The sequence below is a fragment of the Flavobacterium cupreum genome, assembly GCF_003996965.1.
Classification (GTDB): domain Bacteria; phylum Bacteroidota; class Bacteroidia; order Flavobacteriales; family Flavobacteriaceae; genus Flavobacterium; species Flavobacterium cupreum.
The window spans coordinates 73,928-95,811 of sequence record NZ_QWDM01000002.1 but is presented as its reverse complement, the minus strand read 5'-3'; the positions used below and the strand labels follow the sequence as shown (position 1 = coordinate 95,811).

General features: G+C 35.3%; 21 protein-coding genes. 10 read left to right on the top strand and 11 right to left on the bottom strand.

Annotated features, from left to right (window positions below):
- Positions 1-236: 236 nt before the first annotated feature.
- The 11 genes from D0817_RS03050 to D0817_RS03000 all read right to left on the bottom strand — a co-directional run bounded on the left by D0817_RS03050 (position 237) and on the right by D0817_RS03000 (position 10,223).
- Complete coding sequence (locus D0817_RS03050; RefSeq protein WP_127336931.1) at positions 237-560, bottom strand: hypothetical protein; 324 nt, start codon at positions 558-560, stop codon at positions 237-239.
- Positions 561-700: 140 nt separating this feature from the next.
- On the bottom strand, positions 701-1,411 hold the full coding sequence (locus tag D0817_RS03045; protein WP_127336930.1) for a hypothetical protein: 711 nt from the start codon (positions 1,409-1,411) through the stop codon (positions 701-703).
- Between the two features lie 220 nt (positions 1,412-1,631).
- On the bottom strand, positions 1,632-2,087 hold the full coding sequence (locus D0817_RS03040) for a T9SS type A sorting domain-containing protein (RefSeq protein ID WP_127336929.1): 456 nt from the start codon (positions 2,085-2,087) through the stop codon (positions 1,632-1,634).
- Between the two features lie 25 nt (positions 2,088-2,112).
- Positions 2,113-3,105, bottom strand: coding sequence for a hypothetical protein (locus D0817_RS03035; RefSeq protein ID WP_127336928.1), 993 nt, complete (start codon positions 3,103-3,105; stop codon positions 2,113-2,115).
- Positions 3,106-3,466: 361 nt separating this feature from the next.
- Positions 3,467-4,150 carry an acyltransferase gene (locus tag D0817_RS03030; protein ID WP_238160810.1) on the bottom strand — a complete coding sequence of 228 codons (684 nt, stop codon included), beginning with the start codon at positions 4,148-4,150 and terminating at the stop codon, positions 3,467-3,469.
- 60 nt (positions 4,151-4,210) lie between these two features.
- Entirely contained in the window at positions 4,211-5,695 is a 1,485-nt protein-coding gene (locus tag D0817_RS03025; RefSeq protein ID WP_127336926.1) for an oligosaccharide flippase family protein, read from the bottom strand.
- The gene (locus D0817_RS03020; protein ID WP_127336925.1) at positions 5,695-6,831 is read right to left on the bottom strand and encodes a DegT/DnrJ/EryC1/StrS family aminotransferase; all 1,137 of its coding nucleotides are present in this window, start codon (positions 6,829-6,831) and stop codon (positions 5,695-5,697) included. The genes D0817_RS03025 and D0817_RS03020 overlap by 1 nt, the downstream gene beginning before the upstream one ends.
- A 12-nt stretch (positions 6,832-6,843) precedes the next feature.
- On the bottom strand, positions 6,844-7,821 hold the full coding sequence (locus D0817_RS03015; protein ID WP_127336924.1) for a GNAT family N-acetyltransferase: 978 nt from the start codon (positions 7,819-7,821) through the stop codon (positions 6,844-6,846).
- Positions 7,822-7,882: 61 nt separating this feature from the next.
- Positions 7,883-8,485, bottom strand: coding sequence for a trimeric intracellular cation channel family protein (locus D0817_RS03010; RefSeq protein WP_127336923.1), 603 nt, complete (start codon positions 8,483-8,485; stop codon positions 7,883-7,885).
- Between the two features lie 49 nt (positions 8,486-8,534).
- Entirely contained in the window at positions 8,535-9,392 is an 858-nt protein-coding gene (locus D0817_RS03005) for a hypothetical protein (protein ID WP_127336922.1), read from the bottom strand.
- Between the two features lie 87 nt (positions 9,393-9,479).
- Complete coding sequence (locus D0817_RS03000; protein ID WP_127336921.1) at positions 9,480-10,223, bottom strand: RDD family protein; 744 nt, start codon at positions 10,221-10,223, stop codon at positions 9,480-9,482.
- A 20-nt stretch (positions 10,224-10,243) separates the two neighbouring features.
- Between D0817_RS03000 and D0817_RS02995 the strand changes: the two genes are divergently transcribed.
- From D0817_RS02995 to D0817_RS02950, 10 genes are all read left to right on the top strand, one after another.
- Positions 10,244-11,221, top strand: a complete 978-nt coding sequence (locus tag D0817_RS02995) for a stage II sporulation protein M (protein WP_127336920.1) — start codon at positions 10,244-10,246, stop codon at positions 11,219-11,221.
- A gap of 12 nt (positions 11,222-11,233) precedes the next feature.
- The gene (locus D0817_RS02990) at positions 11,234-12,010 is read left to right on the top strand and encodes a DUF4129 domain-containing protein (protein WP_127336919.1); all 777 of its coding nucleotides are present in this window, start codon (positions 11,234-11,236) and stop codon (positions 12,008-12,010) included.
- Positions 12,003-13,211, top strand: coding sequence for a DUF4350 domain-containing protein (locus D0817_RS02985; protein WP_127336918.1), 1,209 nt, complete (start codon positions 12,003-12,005; stop codon positions 13,209-13,211). Before D0817_RS02990 ends, D0817_RS02985 begins: the two co-directional genes overlap by 8 nt.
- A gap of 42 nt (positions 13,212-13,253) precedes the next feature.
- Positions 13,254-14,267 carry an AAA family ATPase gene (locus D0817_RS02980; RefSeq protein ID WP_127336917.1) on the top strand — a complete coding sequence of 338 codons (1,014 nt, stop codon included), beginning with the start codon at positions 13,254-13,256 and terminating at the stop codon, positions 14,265-14,267.
- A gap of 95 nt (positions 14,268-14,362) precedes the next feature.
- On the top strand, positions 14,363-15,694 hold the full coding sequence (locus D0817_RS02975) for a DUF58 domain-containing protein (protein ID WP_127336916.1): 1,332 nt from the start codon (positions 14,363-14,365) through the stop codon (positions 15,692-15,694).
- A 137-nt stretch (positions 15,695-15,831) separates the two neighbouring features.
- The gene (locus tag D0817_RS02970; RefSeq protein ID WP_127336915.1) at positions 15,832-16,917 is read left to right on the top strand and encodes an alkaline phosphatase family protein; all 1,086 of its coding nucleotides are present in this window, start codon (positions 15,832-15,834) and stop codon (positions 16,915-16,917) included.
- A 295-nt stretch (positions 16,918-17,212) separates the two neighbouring features.
- Positions 17,213-18,001, top strand: a complete 789-nt coding sequence (locus D0817_RS02965; protein WP_127336914.1) for a TrmH family RNA methyltransferase — start codon at positions 17,213-17,215, stop codon at positions 17,999-18,001.
- Positions 18,002-18,380: 379 nt separating this feature from the next.
- Positions 18,381-20,600 carry a RelA/SpoT family protein gene (locus tag D0817_RS02960; protein ID WP_127336913.1) on the top strand — a complete coding sequence of 740 codons (2,220 nt, stop codon included), beginning with the start codon at positions 18,381-18,383 and terminating at the stop codon, positions 20,598-20,600.
- A gap of 18 nt (positions 20,601-20,618) precedes the next feature.
- A complete protein-coding gene (locus D0817_RS02955) occupies positions 20,619-21,161 on the top strand; it encodes a hypothetical protein (protein ID WP_127336912.1) in 543 nt (180 codons plus the stop codon).
- 185 nt (positions 21,162-21,346) lie between these two features.
- Complete coding sequence (locus D0817_RS02950) at positions 21,347-21,805, top strand: Fur family transcriptional regulator (RefSeq protein WP_127336911.1); 459 nt, start codon at positions 21,347-21,349, stop codon at positions 21,803-21,805.
- The last annotated feature ends 79 nt before the right edge of the window (positions 21,806-21,884 follow it).

Sequence of the window (21,884 nt, the reverse complement as noted above, 5' to 3'; positions counted from 1 at the left end):
AATTGTTTATAGGAACACCCATCACTGTTGGTAACCGCCATGGCATCTTATAATTAATACCTATGTTGTTTGGAAATAGACTGAAGACTTTAATGTTGTTTCAGAACCTCCTAAAACAACTCTAATACCTAAACTAGATTTAGAAACAGTTGTAAGTCCCATTATTGTTAATTTGGCTCCTGCATAAATTTCACCTACTGCAAATAAATTAGACGTAAAGTTAAGGGAGTCATCGGTTATAGCTCCACTAGCCATTCTAAATCCCTAAAGCCATAACCTCTTAATTCTCCACTACTAGAAATAGCTCCTTTAAATCGAACAGAAGTTGACGATATGATATTTCCGTCTTTATCATACATGTAATCAGTAGTATCACCTCCTTTATTGTTTATCTGCTTTCCATTTTCATCATAGCCGTTGTCGTCAGGACTATCCATCTGATGCATTACATGATTCAGCCAGGCAACAATTCCTCCAGTGACGGCTCCCTGCCAGAAATTACCTCCTGTCAATTCAGCTCCTACACCTCCGCTTAGTGCTCCAAAGGCTATTGTTCCCACTGCGCTGTTAGCAAATTTAACCGGTCCTGAGCTCCATGCTGTGGCTCCTAAACTTCCACAAAATCCTTCTGCTGTTGCCCATCGATAATAGTACTTTGCGCTAATGAGAGTGCGCTGGCATTAGTGAAGGTACCTAATCCCTATTCTATAAATTTAATCGAAACTCTGTTCTTAGATTTGATTACACCATGATAGACCTGATATCCATTTTTTTGAATAGTTCTTAAAATCGGTCTTGACAACATCTTTTTATAGTTGGTAGAGTCACTAAACATCGTTATTTCAGCACTATATTTTGCATTTTTATCAAAATCCACATGAGCATTTTGGATTGGATCTCCATAAGGAAGATTTACAAACCCTTCAAAATAAAGAGTCTCATTTGAATGAATTATAAAATTTGAATTGTCAAAATATTTTTCATTACCCATAGTAGAATAATTTAACATTTTTAAAATATGAACATTCCTTTTATTCGATATAGAATTTGGATTAAGATTAAAATTTGGATGACCGTATCTCACTTTAACTTTTTCCTCTTTATTTCTATTATCTTTATAAAAATAAATTGTAGCTTGATTTATTGTTAAACCGTCCAAATTAGAATATAATTTACCAAAATAGTTCAAATTAAAATAATAACTTTTGCAATCATAATTTGTCAATTTAAAAACGATAATTGTTTTTGATTTATAATTAGTTAAACTGTCATCCATATTATTATATGTATTCTTATCTTCAGGAACTAAGGAAAGAATAGATTTATTTATTATCTCAAGTTCTAATCCTTCCTTCCTTTTGCATCCTAAAACAGATAAGCATAACATAATAATTAGTATATTTTTTTTCATAATTTTTTATATTTATTAATTCCTTCCGAAACATATGAACTACGATTTCCTAAATACCATTCAAATTCATATGCGGCTCTTTCTAAATATCTTTCACCACCCAAAGGCACTTCACTAATATAACCAAATGGTCCTTCTTTCGCTGCTAAGAAAACTGAATTTTTAGAATAATTTACCCGTTTTGTTCAGGAATTATAATCTTAAAAATTACAATCAAAATTTATTTTTTGATGATTTTAATGGTCTTTTGCCGGCCATTACTATAATTGAGCACCACTAAATAGAGGCCTGAAGGATAGGGTGCAAAAGCAAGAGTCTGAGTAGTCAGTTGCTGCAGATTGGATACCGCCTTTAAAACCTGACCATTGATGTTATTTACGTGTATAGAAGACACTGTATTATCGCTTGAAAATTCCCATTTCAGATACAATTCCTCTTTAACGGGATTTGGATAATAGGAAATCACATCTTCACTATAAAATTTCTGCAAATCCTTTTCTGTAAGTGAATCGATTTCCTTTACATCAGTAGTTTTTTCAGTTGTCGTACGGCAATTTATACACAAATAGCGTTTAATCTGATTTCCGGCAGCATCATAGTCAAAGCCAATTTTGTTTGTTTGCGCATTTGTTAAGAGTGAAAATCCTAATACGAAGAGCGTTATGTAGTGTTTCATATATTCTCTAATAAAAACGGAACGTTTATTTTGCAATTAATAATGCTTTAACCTGTGCCTTTAATTCTTCAATTTCTTTATGCTGCTGAATTAAATACAAGGTAAGTTCTTCGATTTTTTCCTGTTGAATTTTGGTCATTTCTCCCAGTTCCAAACCTTTTTCCGTAATTTCCTTAGCTGATGGTACATTTGGTAAATGGCCGTTTTTATGGATAAAAGTCTCTACCGCATTTAAAGTTGGCAATTCATAGGACGGACTAAAAACGTAATCAGCCCAGGTGTTATAAACTTTTATCTCTTCAGCTCTGATTTTTCCTTTTACCGAAAGTTTATACGTAGTAGCTCCATCTGTAAAACTTGAAGTTCCAATACCGATATTTGCGTCTGTTAAAATATTACCTTCGATTTTGGCACTACCTCTGACTACAAATTTGTGCTCCGGTAGATAATCCCCGAATCCACCAATTACCACTCTGGAATTGGTTTTAGGTAAATGCATAAAAACATTACCACTTCCATCTTCATTAACAGCAAAAATATTAGTCTGAGATTTATCATCTAATAAAAAGCTCGATTTTCCGCCTGTCTCTGAAAAAAATGTTAATCTATTATTATCACTTCTATCACCTATTATGAAATAGGACAATGATTTCGCATCAATATTTGATTGAGGAAAATCAAAAAACTGAAATGTTCTTGTATTTAAATATCCGGGGCCAGTTCCAACTAATGCACCTCCCGATAATACCAAACATTTATCATTCCTTTCTTGCCATCCTGAAAAAGTGGAGCCGTTTGGCAATGAATTTGAAAAAAAACCTTGTACTCCTTTAATATCACCATTAACTTGTAGTTTAGCGGTAGGATTAGTAATTCCTATACCTACATTAGTATTGGTTGCAGGTGCATTAGCTAATACACTGGCTGCACCACCTGTTCCTGTGCTAATTTGGGCACTTGCTTGTAATGCCATTAAAAAAACAATCCCTAAACACTTTTTTCTAATAATTCTTCCCATTTCAATAGTAAATTAATTTGCGCAAAAGTAGCAAAAACTTTATACCAAGAAAGGAAAATACTATTTTTTTTTATTCAGAAATTTATTAAAAATTTAATGTTAAAAACATCTATATATTTATAGTGAAAATTAGTCAAAAAAAGCAAAATGTGATCGTATTATAAGGCTTAAAGAAACTATTAAATGAATTTAATAGAATAGCAGTAATCCATTTAAAGCTAGCCAATAAGATATTTTAAATAGCTTTTGTTAAGGTATTAAATCTTGTTTTAATTACAAATAATAAATCTTCAAAACCATAGAATTACAAAAAGAAGAGTAAAATTATGCTAGTAAAAAAAGTATTCATAGCTTTAAATTACTAAACACTAAGCCATTTTTCTAGATTTTCTTTTTCGCCTTCCCAATCTCTTGAAATATTTTCTTTAATTAATTTTACTGGCACTCCACCAATTAAGATATTTTCACCGAAAGAAGAATAATTTTTGTTACATAGACTATTTGAAGCAATAGTACAATAATCCGGAGTTCTTGTTCCTTTCATAATCGAAACTCTATTACTAACAAAATTATAATTTCCAATTTGTATAGGTAAACTCATTTTATAGATCGTACCAGTTTTAGTATCAATCATCTGATGAAAATTAGTATCTATCACTTGACATTCTGATCCTAGTCGGGCATAATCTCCTAAAATAATTTTTTCAGTACATATTAATTTTCCATTTGATCCTAAAGAAGACATATGACCTAATTCACAATATGCGCCCTTTTTTATGAAGATAAAATAATCTTTTCCTAGCTGCATACGCCCTTTAAAAATTAATTTTCCGGTTATATTGATCTCAGCTGTTCCTCTATGGATAGTATTCATTTCATAGGATTGCCCAAAACCAATCATTCCTTTATATATGTGAGCTTTAATCTCAATTTGACCAGTAATAGAAGTAAACTTGACCTTTCCATAAAAAAAAACAGGAAGCTTTTTGGCAATAGCAAAAGGAAATTTTTTAAAATTAAAATATAGCGTTTTAGTCCAGTTCACTGAATAATAAAATTTAAATCGCTTGTAAACTAATCTCAAATTGTCATACATAAAAAAACACTATTTATTTTTATTTCTAAAAGGCAATATTACTACATTTTTCAAATCCATCACTTTATTCATTTGAAACAAAACAAAAGCTATTGCTATTAAGCACATTGACCCCATTAAACTATATTTCAAAACTTCAAACTCTATATATCTCAAGAAGAAAGTAATAATACACACTACAAAACAAATTAGGTAAATACCATAAAATTCTTTTTCATAATAAAAACCGTATCGCTTTTTTGTTATAATCTTTAAAATCAGGAAATGAAAACTATAATAAATCAGAAAACTAATTCCTAGGCCTTCCAAACCATAAAAATGGTAAGCAAAAGCATTCATTATAAGCGATAGAATATTAAATAAAACAGCCGTTTTAATAAACATTTTAGAATCTCCTTTAGCAATTAAAATATAGCCCATAGACCATGAAACTGCCCGAAATAGCATTCCCAAAATACCAAAACAGACCATTGGCACTATTGCGGTGAATTTTGAAGTATATACAACTTTTACAATCAAGGGAATAAAGGTTAAAAACAACACTATAATAGGTGTAATTATTAAAATTGAAATAAAAGATTGTTGCGTTACACTTACCTTAATTTTTTCACTATCATTATTTATAGCAGCCAATCTGGGGAAATAATCGGTGCTCATAGCCGTAAAAATAATTCCGACGTACGAATTTAAAAGCGTAAAACCGGCATTATAAAAACCGACCTGCTCGACATTACTAACGTAACTAATGAAAACCTGAATTAGATACGTAGACAATAATGTCAAAAGTCCACTTAAAGTAAGCATTATTCCAAGCTTAATGATAATTCTCCCTTCAGTTGCGAAATAAGCGATATCAATTTCTTCTTTTTCAATCTTTATTTTGTTTGAAAAATAAAAAGAAAACAACAAGGCAGACAAAGAAGTTATAATGATAGTGGGTACAATTGCATCAATTTTTAAAAAAAAATATAGAGGAATCGAAAACAATAAGCCAAATAAATTTCCGTATAAATTTGCTTTAGCTAAAAGCCTGATTCTTCTCAATCCCTGTAAAATTATTAATTGTCCGGATGTTATTTGTTTAAATAATAATGTTATCGACAAAAAAATAAAAGAATACATTTGATTCGTGTTTCCAAATGTAAAAATACTAAGCCATTTCGAAAACAAAATAGTCAATAGCGTCCCAAAAATGCCCGTAATTAGCATCATTTTTTTTACTACGGCAACTAGTTTGGAAATACTTTTTAAATTTTCATCTTGATACTTTTCAGAAATATTTTTAATAGCGCTAGTTTCAATTCCTAAACCTGAAATTCCACTTAATACATTAATTGTCGAATTTAGCAAAGTAATTATACCCATGCCTGTCGGGCCTATAAAAACTGCAATAAATTTGGTTCGAATTACCGAAATGATTATTGTGAAAAATTGAACTCCGCCAAAAAGAGAAGTCGTCTTTAAAATTTGCTGATATGACTTACTCTTGGACATTAGTATCTATTTAAAACATCAATAATACAATCCACTTCACCTGCTGTCAAAACCGGACTCATGGGCAGACTCAAAACTTCCTTGTGGATTTTTTCCGTAATAGGAAATGATAAATGATTCCAGTCTGAAAACGCTTTTTGCTTATGTACCGGAATTGGATAATGAATAACGGTCTGAATTGTATTCTGAGTTAAATATTCCTGTAAATCTTCGCGATCTGAAGTTCGGACAACAAACAAATGAAAGACATGATTGTTTGAAAAATCCCAAGCCGGAAGCACTATTTTGTCGTTTTTAATTTCGGCTAAATATCGTTTGGCTATACTTCTGCGTCTGTCGTTATCGGCATCTAAATTTGGTAATTTGAGATTCAAAAAAGCGGCCTGAATTTCATTCAGTCTTGAATTAACGCCAATGTATTCGTTATAATATTTTTTTTCAGAACCATAATTTCGTAGCGAAAAAAGCACTTTTGCTAATGCTGAATCGTTTGTAGTTATCGCTCCGCCGTCTCCTAATGCACCCAGATTTTTCCCGGGATAAAAGCTGTACGCCATTGCGGCTGAAGACTTTTTAACTTCGATCAAAGTGCCATTTTTGGAATTTGGAATTTTCACCTTATTGGAATTTTCAAAAGCCCCATGCGATTGCGCGGCGTCTTCAACCACTAGCAGATTATTTCGGTTTGCAATTTCGTTAATTTGATCCATTTCTGCCAGTTGTCCGTATAAATGTACGGCCAGAATAGCTTTTGTTTTCGAATTGATTTTTTCCTGAATCAGATCCGGATTAAGATTGTAGGTTTCTAATTTTGGTTCCACCAGAACGGGGACTAAACCGGCTTCAACAATGGCCAGAATACTGGCAATATAGGTATTGGCAGGCACTATAACTTCATCTCCTTTTTGCAGTTTTCCTAATGTTATATAGCCTTTAAAGATCAACACCAACGCATCCAGGCCATTTCCCACTCCAATACAATAATCGGTTTTACAATAGGCCGCGAAAGCTTTTTCGAATGTTTCTACTTCTTTTCCTAAAATATACCAGCCGTTATCCAAAACCGATTTCAGTTTTTCCTGAAAAGCAGTTTCATACGGTTTGTTTATTTTTTTAAGATCCAGAAAGGGTATCATGTATTTGTCTGATTAGATAAGTACGGTTTCTAATTTACTATAATTTGCGGTTTCCACTTCATAAAAATCATGAATTATGGTACCGGCACCAAAACTTTCTTTCCAGTACGATAATCCTTCATTAAGGTTTTTCCCCTGATTTTCATTCGAAATTCCAAAATCGAAAAACCTCTTTCCGGCAAATCTTTCCTGAATTAAATACTGAAACAAGTAATCTAAACTGCCCAGGTTGCCCTGCTTTTCATTTTTCGAAATATACTGGCAATGCGCTACTGTTTCGGTTTCAAAAATAGTAGTTCCTGCCACAATTTTAGTATCGGAGTACACATTAAACTGATGTATATGATTCGGGAAAAGTGCTTTTAGCTGATTCATTTCGGCTATTGAATGAACTGGTTTTGCCTGGTGTTTGTCGGCTAAATTCGGAATCAGGATTTCATTCCAAAAGGATTCAAAATCATTTTCTTCTTTAATAATCAATTGATTTGAAATGGCTTTCTGAATACCTCTTTTCCTGATTTTTGAAATGTTTTTTTCTTGTGATAAATCAATTACGGAAAGCGAATCGCGCCGGACCAGTTTGGCGTCAGCTAAAAACAAACTGTATAAAATTTCGTCAGCAGGCTGGAGATGATAAATGGACGGAATCGCTTTGAAGTACAATTTTTCGAATCCATTTTCCTTTAGAAAAAATAAAATAGCCTTAAAAATCTCGATTACCGACGCTAGTTTTGTACTTCCCTCATACACCAGTCCTCCATACGTTAATCCCTGATGTGAATGCACCAATTTTCCTTGTTTATTACCGGGTAAAATTGCTTTTACTATTTGATTTTCGAATACCATAAGCGAAAAATCTTCAAAACGATCTGCATGATATTCCATGAAATCCCTGTGAAATAAAAACGTAGCATTCTTGGCCTGGGCAACAAATGCATTCCAGGTTTTATAATCACTTTTTTGATATTTTCTTACGGTATATTTTGTCATTTTCCTGCCACAGATTTAAGGATTCCAATCCTTTAAGGCGGCTAATATATTATTTAAAATCTTATTTGTGGTCAAATGCCGGTAAATACCATTTGAATTTTACTGCCATTAAACGAACTGAAATAATTACAACAGAAGTCGCTAAATATAAAATATCATTTTCCAGATTCAGTTTTTTCAGAATAAAGAATACGATTCCGCCTAAAATGCAGATGGTTGCATAGATTTCCCTTCTGAAAATGGTTGGAATTTCATTGCAAAGGATATCCCGGATCACACCGCCAAAACAGGCTGTCATTGTTCCCAGAGCGATACAAATAACAGGATGCAGCCCAATTGAAATTCCTTTCTCCAAACCGATTAATGTAAAAACACCCAAACCAATCGTATCAAATAAAAACAAGGAAGTCCGTAATTTATCAAATTTTTTCCTGAAAAGAATCGCCAGTCCAAAACCCAAAATAATCACATAGACATATTGCAGATCCTGCATCCAGCCTACCGGAGTTCTGCCGATCAGAACGTCACGAAGTGTTCCGCCGCCCACTGCAGTAACAAAAGCAATAATAAAGACCCCAAACGGATCGAGCTTTTTATGCATAGCCGTTAAGGCACCGGACATGGCAAAAGCCATGGTACCGATTATATCTAATATATGGAACATTTTCTATTTTTAACGACCAGGATTTGAATTGCCCGGTTGGATTTAATTTCTATCTTTTTACGTAAATCGGACTTCTTTTTAATAAATACGAAACAGAATCTATCCAGCTGTCTTTTAAATTAAGAAAAGGCTTTCTGGTTTGTGAATAAATTTTAGTGCTGTTTTTGTACATATCAAAATACACCGTGTAATAATAGTACATCTGCGTATTGGCAGTGGTTGTCGAAATATCGTTTGTTTTTAATTTTTTGTCGTTGTCGCTAATTTTTGCATTTCCGCTGTTATAGGTTGTAGCCGTTGAACTTGAAGACATGGTAAAAGAAACCTTTGCAGCGACAATGTTATCAACCCCCAGAATTCTTTCCAGATCCTCGATCGGTGTGTCATCAATATTATTATGGTCAATTCCGGCTTTGTGCAGTAAACTATTCGTAGTCCTTAAATCCTGCACCGTAAGCGGCAAAATATTAGCCGACTTGTCTAATAATTTATTGTAAAGGTCATTCTGGGCAAATTTTGACATGTCTTCCGAACTTTGCAGATTATCCGAATTCACATAAGGAACCGGCAGTACCGCGATCGTATTGGTTTTCATTGGTGCATTCGCGATCACCGGATTTGATGAAACGCTGCTGCTTACAGGACTACTGGCCGCAGCAACATCGAAAGTCTGGGAACGGCCGCTTGAAAAATCAATTCTCGCAATTTGGGAAACATCCAGTGAGATTTGTAACGTTTCTCCGGGTAAAGAATATTCGACTGTTTTATCAGACATTTTCGAAATCGTACATTCAATAATCTGATAATCACGCTTTATTATTTTATCTAATTTTTTACTTCCGCCCTGGGCAAAACCAGCTACTGAAACAAGCAACATTATAATCGTAAAAATTTTTGTAATTCTCATAATCTTTATTTTTTAAAGTTACCCTACTCTTTATGGCTTTTCGGTTCCGCCTTTTGTTACTACTTTGTTATCTTTAAAATTAGTGTACTACATATTCTGGGTGTAGAAATTGTAATCTTTTAAAATCACCCGAAGGAAATCACGTTCGTTCCCGGATTGATTTTTGATGCCGGAAACGCTTTCAATTTTAGAAACCAGTTTGTGAATTGTTTCGTAATCATTTCTAAGATCCGCTTTTTGAAAAGTCTCTTTGATAATTCGCATATCATTATCAGACAGCTTTATCACCAGAGGATAGGTTGGCACATAAGAATCCCCGATTTCTTCGAGAATGGTGTGGCTGATATTGATTTTATTTTTTAAAGTAATAACTGCCGTACCCGCCACCATATCGCCCAGACGCTGCCCCTTTTTACTGGAAACGACTGTTACAACAGCAATAATTCCGCTCAGAATTGAAATATCTATCAGCCTGAAAAACCATCGCATCAGATAGTCTCCAAAACCAGCCTGATAACCATCAATTTTTACTACTTTTATTTTTATTAGTCTTTTGCCGATGGTCTGTCCCTCAAAAATGCTTTCCAGCGTGATCGAATAAATGATAATCGGAAAATAAAGCAACAAAAGAATGGACATTCTGGACCAGCTGTCTAAGGTATCCAGTAATTTTCCCAATTGCAGCCAATAAAAAAAGAGGAGCGAAATCACTATCCCATAGGCTATTTTAATGGTTAAATCGACAAAATAAGACCCTATCCGCTCGCCGGCAGAAGCTGCTTTAAAATTTATTTTGACATTTTGCGTCGTATTAATTGATAATTCTGACATATTTTATATTTTAGCCCTTAATGAGAGAAATCGCCTTCATAAAACAAAATAAAGAAAAATGGCTGGAATTTGAGCTGGCAATTTTCGGTAAAGCTAAAAAAAATCCTGATGAGTTAGCTAATTTATACATTCAAATGATGAATGATTTATCTTACGCGCAAACTTATTACCCCAAAAGTAAAACCGTGGTGTACCTGAATCATCTGGCTTCACAGATTTATCAGAAGATTTACAAAACCAAACGGGCGGAAAAAAACAGGTTCATGGAATTTTTTAAAACTGAAGTCCCGCTGCTTGTTTACGAATACAGACGGTATCTGATGTATTCCTTCGTCCTTTTCTTTCTTACCGTGGGAATAGGCGTGATTTCTGCACGATACGATCAGAATTTTGTCCGTTTGATTTTAGGTGACGGTTATGTAAACATGACCCTCGAGAATATCAAAAAAGGAGATCCTATGGCCGTCTACGGAACCGGAAGCAACTGGGGAAGTTTTATTGGCATCACCATGAATAATTTGTATGTAGGGGCGAGATGTTATATTTACGGCATTTTTGGCGGTATCGGAACTTTTTATATTTTCCTTCAAAACTGTATTATGCTCGGATCTTTCCAATACTTTTTTTACGAGCAGGGTGTTTTCTGGAAAAGCGTTCGCGGCATCTGGATTCACGGTTCCATGGAAATTTTTGCCATCGTAATTGAAACTTGTGCCGGATTTATTTTAGGCGCTTCTATTCTTTTTCCTAAAACTTTCTCGAGAGTGAATTCTTTTAAAATCGGTTTTAAAAACAGCTTCAAAATATTCCTGAGCACATTTCCGTTTACCATCAGTGCCGGATTCCTGGAGGGATTTATTACCCGCTATTCCATTGATATGGCGAACTGGCTCAGCAGTTTTATTATAATTTTTACCCTAAGCGTCATTTCTTATTATTATCTGGTTTATCCCTATATCGTTCACAAAAAAACACAACTATCAGCCAAATTGAACTAATCAGAACCGGTAATGAATAAATTTTTCTTTGTTTTATCTTTTCTCTTTTTCTTCAGCATTTCCAATGCTCAGGATTCTTCGGACGTGACAATTGATCCCCCGAAAGTTTCATCTGTAAAATATACGGAGAAAGATATTAAAATCGACACCACTGCTATTGAAGGGAAAACCTTCAGTAAAAATTTCAAAAAAAAATATACCGACTCCGATTTTGTATACGAATACAAAGCGCCGGAAAAGAATGCCTGGGATCATTTTAAAGAATGGCTGGCTGGAATTTTAAGAAGCTTATTCACTTTTAACAATCCTGCAGCTGCACTCAATTTTGTAGCAATCCTCATGAAAGTGCTGGCTGTGCTGATTATTGTCTTTGTGATTTATCTGATCGTAAAAGCCTTAGTTGGTAAAGAAGGAAGATGGATTTTCGGAAAAGATTCCAACAAAAAAACCATTTACTACTCTGAACTGGAGAAGAACATTCACCTTTTGGACTTCAAAAAACTGATTCAGGAAAGTATCGAAAAAGGCGAAAAAAGAATTGCCATCCGTTACTATTATCTTTGGCTGCTGAAAGTGATGGCGCAGAATCATTACATCGAATGGGATATCGAAAAAACCAATTCCGATTATTTGTACGAGCTTCAAAGTCCCGTTTATAAAGAAGAATTTACGTATTTGTCCTATCTGTACAATTACATTTGGTATGGTGAATTTGAAATTGATGAAACCACTTTCAAAAAAGCCGAAAACCGTTTTAAGAATTCCATAAAAACCTTTGGCAATGAATAAGTCTATCAAAATTTACATCGCTATACTGGTTTTTGTTTTTGCCATCATTTTAATTGCAAGTTCGAACAAGCAAAAACCGATCGATTGGCGTCCAACTTATTCTGTTAATGATAAAATCCCTTGCGGATTGTATATTTTTGACAAGGAAATCAGTGGCATTTTAAAAAATCAAAAGATTGAAAGGGTTTCCACCATAACACTCTATGAATTTTTAGACTCCAAATATGTACCCGATACCATCGAGGGAAAATATAAAATAAAAGGAACCTTCTTAAACATAGCTGCATCGGGAGAAATTGACAATCAGTCGGTAACGGAACTTTTCTATTTTGTGTCTCATGGCAATAATGCCTTCCTGAGCATGCAAACATTTCCGCAATCTTTACTGGACAGTTTGAAAATTGAATTAAATACCCAATTTCATACTCCTGTCCCTAATGCAAAAATATGGATGGCTAATCAAAAAGTAAGCTCTAAAAAATATAATTTTAAAGACATTGATACAGAAAATTACTTTGCGAAAATTGACACCGCAACTACGACCGTTTTGGGCTATCAGGGCAATGAAAAACAAAAACATGTTAATTTCATAAAAGTGCCTTACGTGAATGGTTATTTTTATCTGCACCTGCAGCCTGTAGCTTTTACCAATTATCATTTACTAAAAACAGATCATTACCAATATGCCCAGAATGTGCTTTCCTATGTTCCGAAAGGAAATATTTACTGGTACACCAAAGGACAGAACAGCGAATCAATTTCGGATTCGCCTTTACGGTATATTTTAAGCCAGCCCGCACTGAAATGGGCCTGGTATTTATTTTTAATCGGAATGCTTATTTTTATTCTTTTTAATGCCAAACGAAAACAGAGAATTGTTCCGATCCTTAAACCATTACCAAACCTTACGGTAGATTTCACCAAAACAATTGGAAACTTATATTATCAGGAAGGGGATCATTATAATATTATCGATAAAAAAATCATTTATTTCCTCGAAAGAATGAGAAATGAATATTTACTCGATACCACAAAACTCGATGATACTTTTATCACCAAACTGCATCATAAGTCCGGAAAAGACGAAAATGATATTCGGGAACTCGTATTTTTGATCAACGAACACCGGAAAAGTTACCACGGAAGTCTCGAAGAAGATTTAATCCGTATTAATAATGCGATCGAAAAGATTTTAAATTAATATTTTTAACAGAAATTCATTCAAAAGAAAACATACCAAAACATGGACGATTTTAATACACCAGAACCAGAAGTTACCAACGAAAACGTAAATTTTGAAACAAGATTGAATTTAGCGCCACTTTTAGAGCACGTTAATACGATCAAAAAAGAGCTTGAAACGGTAATTGTCGGCCAGCATAAAATGATCGACCAGCTTTTGGTTGCTATTTTATCCAATGGGCATGTTTTACTGGAAGGTGTTCCGGGAGTGGCCAAAACGATTACGGCTAAATTATTATCCAAAACTTTAAATATTGGTTTTAGCCGAATTCAGTTTACACCGGATTTAATGCCTTCTGATATTTTGGGAACGTCAATTTTTAATTTAAAAAATTCTGAATTTGAATTTAAAAAAGGGCCGATTTTCTCCAATCTGATTTTGATTGACGAGATCAACCGTGCTCCTGCCAAAACACAGGCCGCCCTTTTTGAAGTTATGGAAGAACGCCAGATTACCATTGACGGATCGGCGTATATCCTTGAAACTCCTTTTCTGGTGATTGCCACGCAAAATCCAATTGAGCAGGAAGGAACTTATCGTTTACCGGAAGCACAATTAGACCGTTTTTTATTCAAAATCACCATCGATTATCCGAAACTGGACGAAGAAATCCTGATCATTCAAAGAGAGCATTTATTACAGGATCACGGTAAGTTAGAAGCCATCAAAACGATTCTTTCTGCAGAAGAAATCAAAGCCTATCAGGCACTGATTAAACAAATCAGGGTAGAACAGAACCTGTTGGAATACATTGCCAGAATCGTCGTAAATACCCGTGAAAATGCTTTTTTATATTTAGGAGCTTCTCCCCGTGCCTCAATAGCCATACTAAATGCATCCAAAGGTTTTGCAGCCATTCGTGGCCGCGATTTTGTAACACCCGAAGATATCAAAGAAGCAGCGGTTCCTGTTTTACAACACCGTGTTATCGTGACACCGGAACGCGAAATGGAAGGCATTACAAGTGCTGAAATCATCAAGCAGATCATCGAAACAGTTGAGATCCCAAGATAAATAAGTCGCAGTCTCAGTTGCAGTTGGCAGACTGAAACTGTGACTGAAACTGTGACTGTGACTAAAAACCGAGACTGAAAACATAAAATAAAAAAATGAAATTCATAAAAAGCCTGTATCTCAACAACTTCTTCTTCTACGTGCTTCTGGGCATTATAGGAATGTTTGTTTGTGCTTTTATTTTTCCACGTTTATATGATGGCGTCTGGTTTGTTGTTTTGGTTTTAAGCACGTTTCTGCTGCTTGATATTCTGCTTTTGTATTTAGCAAAAACAGGTATCGAAGCAACGAGAAATACTCCGGAAAAGCTTTCGAACGGGGACTTAAACCCGATCAAAATTGCGATAAAAAATCAGTATACTTTTCCAATTTCAGTGAAGATAATTGACGAGATTCCTTTTCAGTTTCAGGTACGGGATTTCAAAATTCTGAAAAACATAAAAGCTTCTGCCCACGAAGACATCCAATACGAGCTGCGTCCGACAGAACGTGGTGAGTATTATTTCGGAAACCTGAACATTTATGTTTCTTCGCCATTAAAATTAATTTCAAGACGATTTACTTTTGATAAAGACCAGATGGTCCCTACCTATCCGTCTTATATTCAATTGAAGAAATACGATTTATTTGCCTTTTCGAATAACCTCTTTCAATACGGAATTAAAAAAATCCGGCGTATCGGACATACAATGGAGTTTGAGCAAATTAAGGAATACGTTCAGGGCGATGACCTTAGAACCTTAAACTGGAAAGCCACGGCAAAGAAAAATGCATTAATGGTCAACCAGTTTCAGGACGAAAAATCACAATCGGTTTATCTGGCTATTGATAAAGGACGCAGCATGCAAATGCCTTTTAACGGCCTAAGTCTGCTGGATTACGCCATAAATTCAACTTTGGTTTTATCTAATGTGATCCTGAAAAAGCAAGATAAAGCAGGTATTTTTGCCTTTTCTAAAAAGGTTGAAAACAGGGTTTTTGCCGAAAAAAGAGGTTCGCAAATGCAGAAAATCCTCGAAACACTGTACAATATCAAAACTGATTTTTTTGAAAGTGACTACAGCAGATTGTATGTCGACATTAAAAAGAACATCAACCAGAGAAGTCTGATTATTTTGTACACCAATTTCGAAACCATGGATGGCCTGAACCGCCAGCTGCCTTATTTGAAAGGAATTGCGAAAAGCCATCTTCTGGTCGTTATCTTCTTCAGCAATACCGAACTGAACCAAATCATCAACAAAAAAACCGAAACGATTCAGGAAGTGTACGACAAGGTTATTGCGGAAAAATTCATGTTCGAAAAGCGTTTAATTGCCAATGAACTCAAAAAATACGGTATTCATTCCATCCTGACACAACCGGAAAACCTGACTTTAGATGCGATTAATAAATATCTGGAGATTAAATCAAGGGGAATTTTGTAGGTTAGTCCTTTGTTAATTTAGGGTTATTTTTAAAACATGAATGAATAACGCTTTTATTGTTTCGGATAATATTAGTTAGCTTTGAATTATTTATAGTGGCATATTCTTATTTTCAAATTCCATCTAAAATAATAGAAATGAAAAAATTACTTCTGATTCCGTTCATTTTAATCAGCGTTTTGTCAACCGCACAAAAAACAGAAAACATTATTATCATTACCACAGACGGTTTTAGATGGCAGGAAGTTTTTAAGGGAATGGATCCTGCAATTGCCAATGACAAAACCTTCAATCAGGGCGACAGTACATACATTTATAAAAAATATTACAGTTCAGATTTCAAAGAAAGCCGCAAAAAACTGATGCCTTTTTTATGGTCTGAAATTGCTTCAAAAGGCCAGATTTACGGCAATCGGGATTTAGGCAATAAAGTAGATGTTTCGAATCCGTATTGGTTCAGTTATCCGGGCTACAGCGAAATTATGACCGGAAATGTGGATCTTCTGGTCAACTCTAATTCATACAAGGCGAATCCAAATGTGAATGTGCTGGAGTTTTTAAACCAGCAATCCAAAATAAAAGGAAAAACAGCTGCTTTTGGCGCCTGGGATGCTTTCGATCGGATTTTAAACGAAAAAAGAAGCAATTTCCCCGTAATTTCTGCCTTTGATCCTGTGGGAGGAAATAAACCTACGGCGGTACAGAACCTATTAAATGAAATGCGTGATAATTCTTTTAAACCCTTTCATGAAGATGAATGTCTGGATGTTTTTACCCATTATGAAGCCATCAGCGAACTCAAAACCAACAAACCAAAAGTACTTTATATTGCCTACGGGGAAACTGACGAATGGGCTCATTCCGGGCATTACAGATCTTATCTGGATGCCGCAAATCAGGTAGACAGCTGGATTAAAGAAATCTGGAACTTTGTACAAAATGATCCCCAGTACAAAAACAAAACGACACTCTTAATCACCGTAGATCACGGTCGTGGCGACAAAACAAAATCAGAATGGACAAGCCACGGTGACAAAATTGCCGGCGCTTCCGAAATTTGGTTCGCTGCCATGGGTCCTGAAATTGCCCCAAAAGGCGAAATAAAAACAGAATCTCAATTTTATCAAAAGCAATTCGCGCAAACCATCGCCAAAATCATGGGATACACTTTTACGGCAGAACATCCTGTTGCGAGTGAGGTCAAGGAAGTTTTTGATAAATAAACGGATTTAGATGCAGTTGTACCACGAATTTCACGAATTTACACTAATTTTTAATTCGTACAAATTCGTGACCGAGCGACAGCAAACAGGTGAAGCAAATTCACGAATCTGCACTATTTTTAATTCGTACAAATTCGTGAAATTCGTGGCGACTTTTTTTATTTCTAAAAACCTGCAAGGCTTTAAAAACTTTACAGAAGAAAACCTATGGAACTTTGCAACGCTGAACCTCTGCCCCTTTTTTAAAAAAATCTCAGTACCTTAGCCCCTCAGAACCTAAGTACCTTTAAAAAAAATGAAACAAATTACTTCAATTCAAAATCCGTTTATAAAATCTTTAGTGTTATTGCAGGAAAAAGCAAAAGCCCGCAAGCAAACCGGAACATTTTTAATTGAAGGTTTACGTGAAATTTCAATAGCCATAAAAGGCGGTTACGAAATAGAAACAGTTTTATTTTTACCGGAATTAGTGACTGAAAATCAGATCCAGAAATTAGTCGGCACAACAGTTCAGCTGATAGAAATCAACAAAGAAGTGTATCAGAAACTGGCCTATCGCGATACAACCGAAGGTATTCTGGCTATCGCCAAAACAAAATCGCTGCAGTTATCAGATTTAAAATTATCAGCAAATCCATTAATTTTAGTAGCCGAAGCACCCGAAAAACCGGGAAATATTGGTGCCCTTTTACGTACTGCCGATGCTGCCAATTTAGATGCTGTTCTGATCGCCAACCCAAAAAGTGATTTATACAATCCAAATATCGTTCGCTCCAGCGTAGGCTGCCTGTTTACCAATCAGATTGCTACAGGAACCACTGCTGAGATTATTGCTTTCCTGAAAGAAAAAAAGATTGATTTTTACTGCGCCACCTTACAGGATTCCACTTCCTATCATACACAGGACTTTACGACCCCTACAGCTTTAGTATTGGGTACAGAAGCCACGGGCCTGACTCAGGAGTGGCGTGATGCTGCCACACAAAATATCATCATTCCCATGCAGGGTGAAATCGACAGCATGAATGTTTCTGTCGCGGCTGCCATTTTAATTTTTGAAGCCAAACGCCAGAGAGGGTTCTGATTTTAGATTCTTAGATTTTAGATTCTTAGATTCTTAGATTCTTAGATTCTTAGATTCTTAGATTCTTAGATTCTTAGATTCTTAGATTCTTAGATTCTTAGATTCTTAGATTCTTAGATTCTTAGATTCTTAGATTCTTAGATTGAAATTAAAAGCCTGCAGCTTTACTTTTCTTGCTTTCAAATATTTTTACTATTTATTTTTAAACAAATAGTAGACATTCTATTGTAAGACTGAGTGAAGTCGAATTGTCGGACTGAGCGGAGTCGAAGTCCCTTTTATCAATATAAAATCTAAAATCTTATATCATAAATCTACAATCCATTCCCTTGCGTATGTTCTAACTTATGCTTATTTTTAGTACTTGAACTATGCCGTTATGATAGAAATAGATATTGAAAAAGAAAATAAAGCAATTGCGCACGAATACAAAGAATTACTTCGAATTAGCTACCAGACTTTATCACCCGCCGACAAAAAACTAATCAGAAAAGCTTTTGATGTAGCGGTTGATGCCCATAAAGAACAACGTCGCAAATCCGGGGAGGCGTATATCTTTCATCCTATTGCAGTTGCAAAAATTGTGGCGTCCGAAATTGGCTTGGGAGCGACCTCAATTGCAGCGGCTTTATTACACGATGTGGTCGAAGATACACCCATAACTGTTGACGATATTGAGCGCTTATTCAATCCGAAAGTAGCACAATTGGTAGAAGGCCTTACCAAGATCTCGATGGTTCAAAAAGATCTGAATGCTTCCATGCAGGCAGAGAATTTCAGAAAAATGATCCTGACGCTGAACGATGACGTACGCGTGATCTTAATTAAACTGGCAGATCGTCTGCACAATATGCAAACAATGGATTCGATGGTGGAATACAAACAAACCAAAATCGCATCCGAAACCTTATACATTTATGCCCCACTCGCCCACCGTTTGGGACTTTACAATATCAAAACCAAACTCGAGGACTTAGGTTTAAAATACACCGAACCGGCTGTTTACGAAGATATTGTCAGCAAAATCAGAGAGACGAAAGAAGAACAGGATGCTTACATCAAAGATATTTCAGATGTCCTGAAAAAATCTTTAGACAACGAAAATATTGATTACATCATCAAAGGCCGTCCGAAATCTATTTATTCGATTCGCCGAAAAATGCGTGCGCAGAATGTAAGTTTTGATGAAGTGTACGACAAATTCGCCCTTAGAATCGTCTATAAATCAGATCCTCACGATGAAAAATTCGTAGCCTGGAAAATATATTCGATTGTAACAGATCATTACAGACCGAGCCCAAGCCGTTTGCGTGACTGGATTTCCTCTCCAAAATCAACCGGTTACGAAGCGCTGCACATCACCGTCATGGGACCAAAAGGCCGCTGGGTTGAAGTACAGGTTCGAAGCGAACGTATGGATGAAATTGCCGAAAAAGGATACGCAGCACATTACAAATATAAAAATGGAGCCACGGAAGAAAGCGGCCTGGATGTCTGGCTGAATTTACTCCGTGAGGCCTTAGAAAATCAGGAAACGAATGCCGTTGATTTTGTTGAAGATTTTAAAATGAACCTGTATTCAAAAGAAATCTTCGTCTTTACCCCAAAAGGAGAAATCAAATCATTGCCGAAAGGAGCCACTTCTCTCGATTTTGCTTTTAGTATTCACTCCGAAATCGGAATTAAGACCAGAGGAACACGTGTAAACGGTCGTCTGGTTCCTTTAAATCACGAGCTGAAAAGTGGTGACCAGGTCGAAGTTATTACCTCTGCCAATCAGAAACCAACCGTGAACTGGCTGGAATATGTGACCACTTCAAGAGCTAAAAATAAGATTAAAAATGTTCTTAACGAGAACACCAAAAAAATTGCCGAAGAAGGAAAAGAATTGCTTACCCGAAAACTGAAGCATCTGAAAATTACCATAAGTGAACAGGTAATTAATGAGTTGGTTAACTTCTTCAAGCTTAAGACAAGCTTAGATTTATTTTACAGGGTTGGAATCGGAGCTATTGAAAATCAGCAATTAAAAGATTATGCTGCGCAAAAAGGCAATACCATTATCAATTTCTTTAAAAATAAAATCAAAAGGAATAAGGATACGGCTGACGATGATATTCACAAACCTGTCATTAGCAGCAATTACGACATGCTGGTTTTTGGAACCGAGCATGATAAATTAGATTATAAGCTTTCACAATGCTGCAACCCAATTCCGGGTGACGATGTTTTTGGTTTTGTAACGATCAACGAGGGAATTAAAGTCCATAAAAAAGATTGTCCGAATGCAATCGGAATGCAGTCAAATTACGCGTACCGCATTATGAGCGCGAAATGGATTGATTCGTCTCAGGAAGAATTCAAAGCGATCATCAATATTACCGGAATGGATGTTCTTGGACTTACCAACCAATTGACCAGGGTAATTTCGAACAATATGAGTGTCAATATTCAGAGTATTTCTTTGAGTACGGACGCAGGGATTTTTCACGGTCAGATTGCGGTAATTGTGAAGAACAACACCATTTTGAAAAAAATGATCAATGCCATCAAAAAAATAGACGGCGTGGATAAAGTAACTCGGGAATACAGAACTTAGCCTTGTAAATCAGACCTAATGAAAAATGACACTTTAAAAATACCCGAATTAAATTTTGATGAAAACGGAGCACTTATCATTACAGCCTCCTCATCTTCTTCTAAAAATGATTTTGATTTTTTTAAAGGCAAGTCCAATATCATCAATAAAAAACTAAAAAAAAGACTTTGTAATTGTACTGAATGGATCGAATTTCCGTCGACTCAGGAAATGTATACCATTCTGAAAGGAATTGGCAACATTGATAATTTTCTGGCGACTTTTGACGGAGAACCTTTTGAAGGAATGACCGTTCGTCTGTTTAATCCCATAACAAAATTATGGAGCATTTATTGGTCGGATTCGAATACAGGCGTTCTTGATAAACCAGTCATTGGTTCTTTTGAAAATAATGTGGGACACTTTTTCTCGGAAGATATTTTTGAAGGCAGCACTGTAATCCAGGTATTCCGCTGGGATGCCAGAGACCAGAAAAATCCGGTCTGGAGCCAGGCTATGAGTGCCGACAAAGGAAAAACATGGGAATGGAACTGGTACATGTTTATGACAAAATCCGAATAACATTTTTGTTAGTTTTATCTCATATCAAAATAAATATGTTAATAAAGTTTCTTCATACCAATAAAAAAAATACGTTGCAAAACCCTTAAACAGGAGTATTGGCAACATCTAAATCAAGATTTGAAAGTTAAACTTTGAACCGTAAACTTTTATTCATTAAAATAAAAAATTATCTTTGCCAGATTATGACACTAATTTCAACTGACAATACTAAAAATCAAGAAATTGTAAAAAATGTTTTTACAATGTATCTTGAACAGAAAGGGCATCGCAAAACTCCTGAGCGTTATGCTATACTTCAGGAAATTTACGATAGCGAAGAGCATTTTGATATAGAAAACCTTTATATCAAAATGAAAAACAAGAACTATCGTGTGAGTAGGGCAACGCTATACAACACGATTGAGTTACTGTTAGACTGCGCTTTGGTTAGAAAACATCAATTTGGGCAAAATCAGGCTTACTACGAAAAATCGTATTTCGACAAGAATCACGATCACATTATCATGACCGATTCCGGTGAAGTGATTGAATTTTGCGATCCAAGAATTCAAACCATCAAGAAAACAATCGAGGAAATCTTTGATATTGAGATTACCAATCATTCATTGTATTTCTACGGAAACAAAAAAGAAAAACAATAGTCCGGAAAGGAATTATTCAAAAAAAAATAAAAAAAAGAAAATTAACTACATTAATCAGTAGGGCAACTTAAATTGTCTC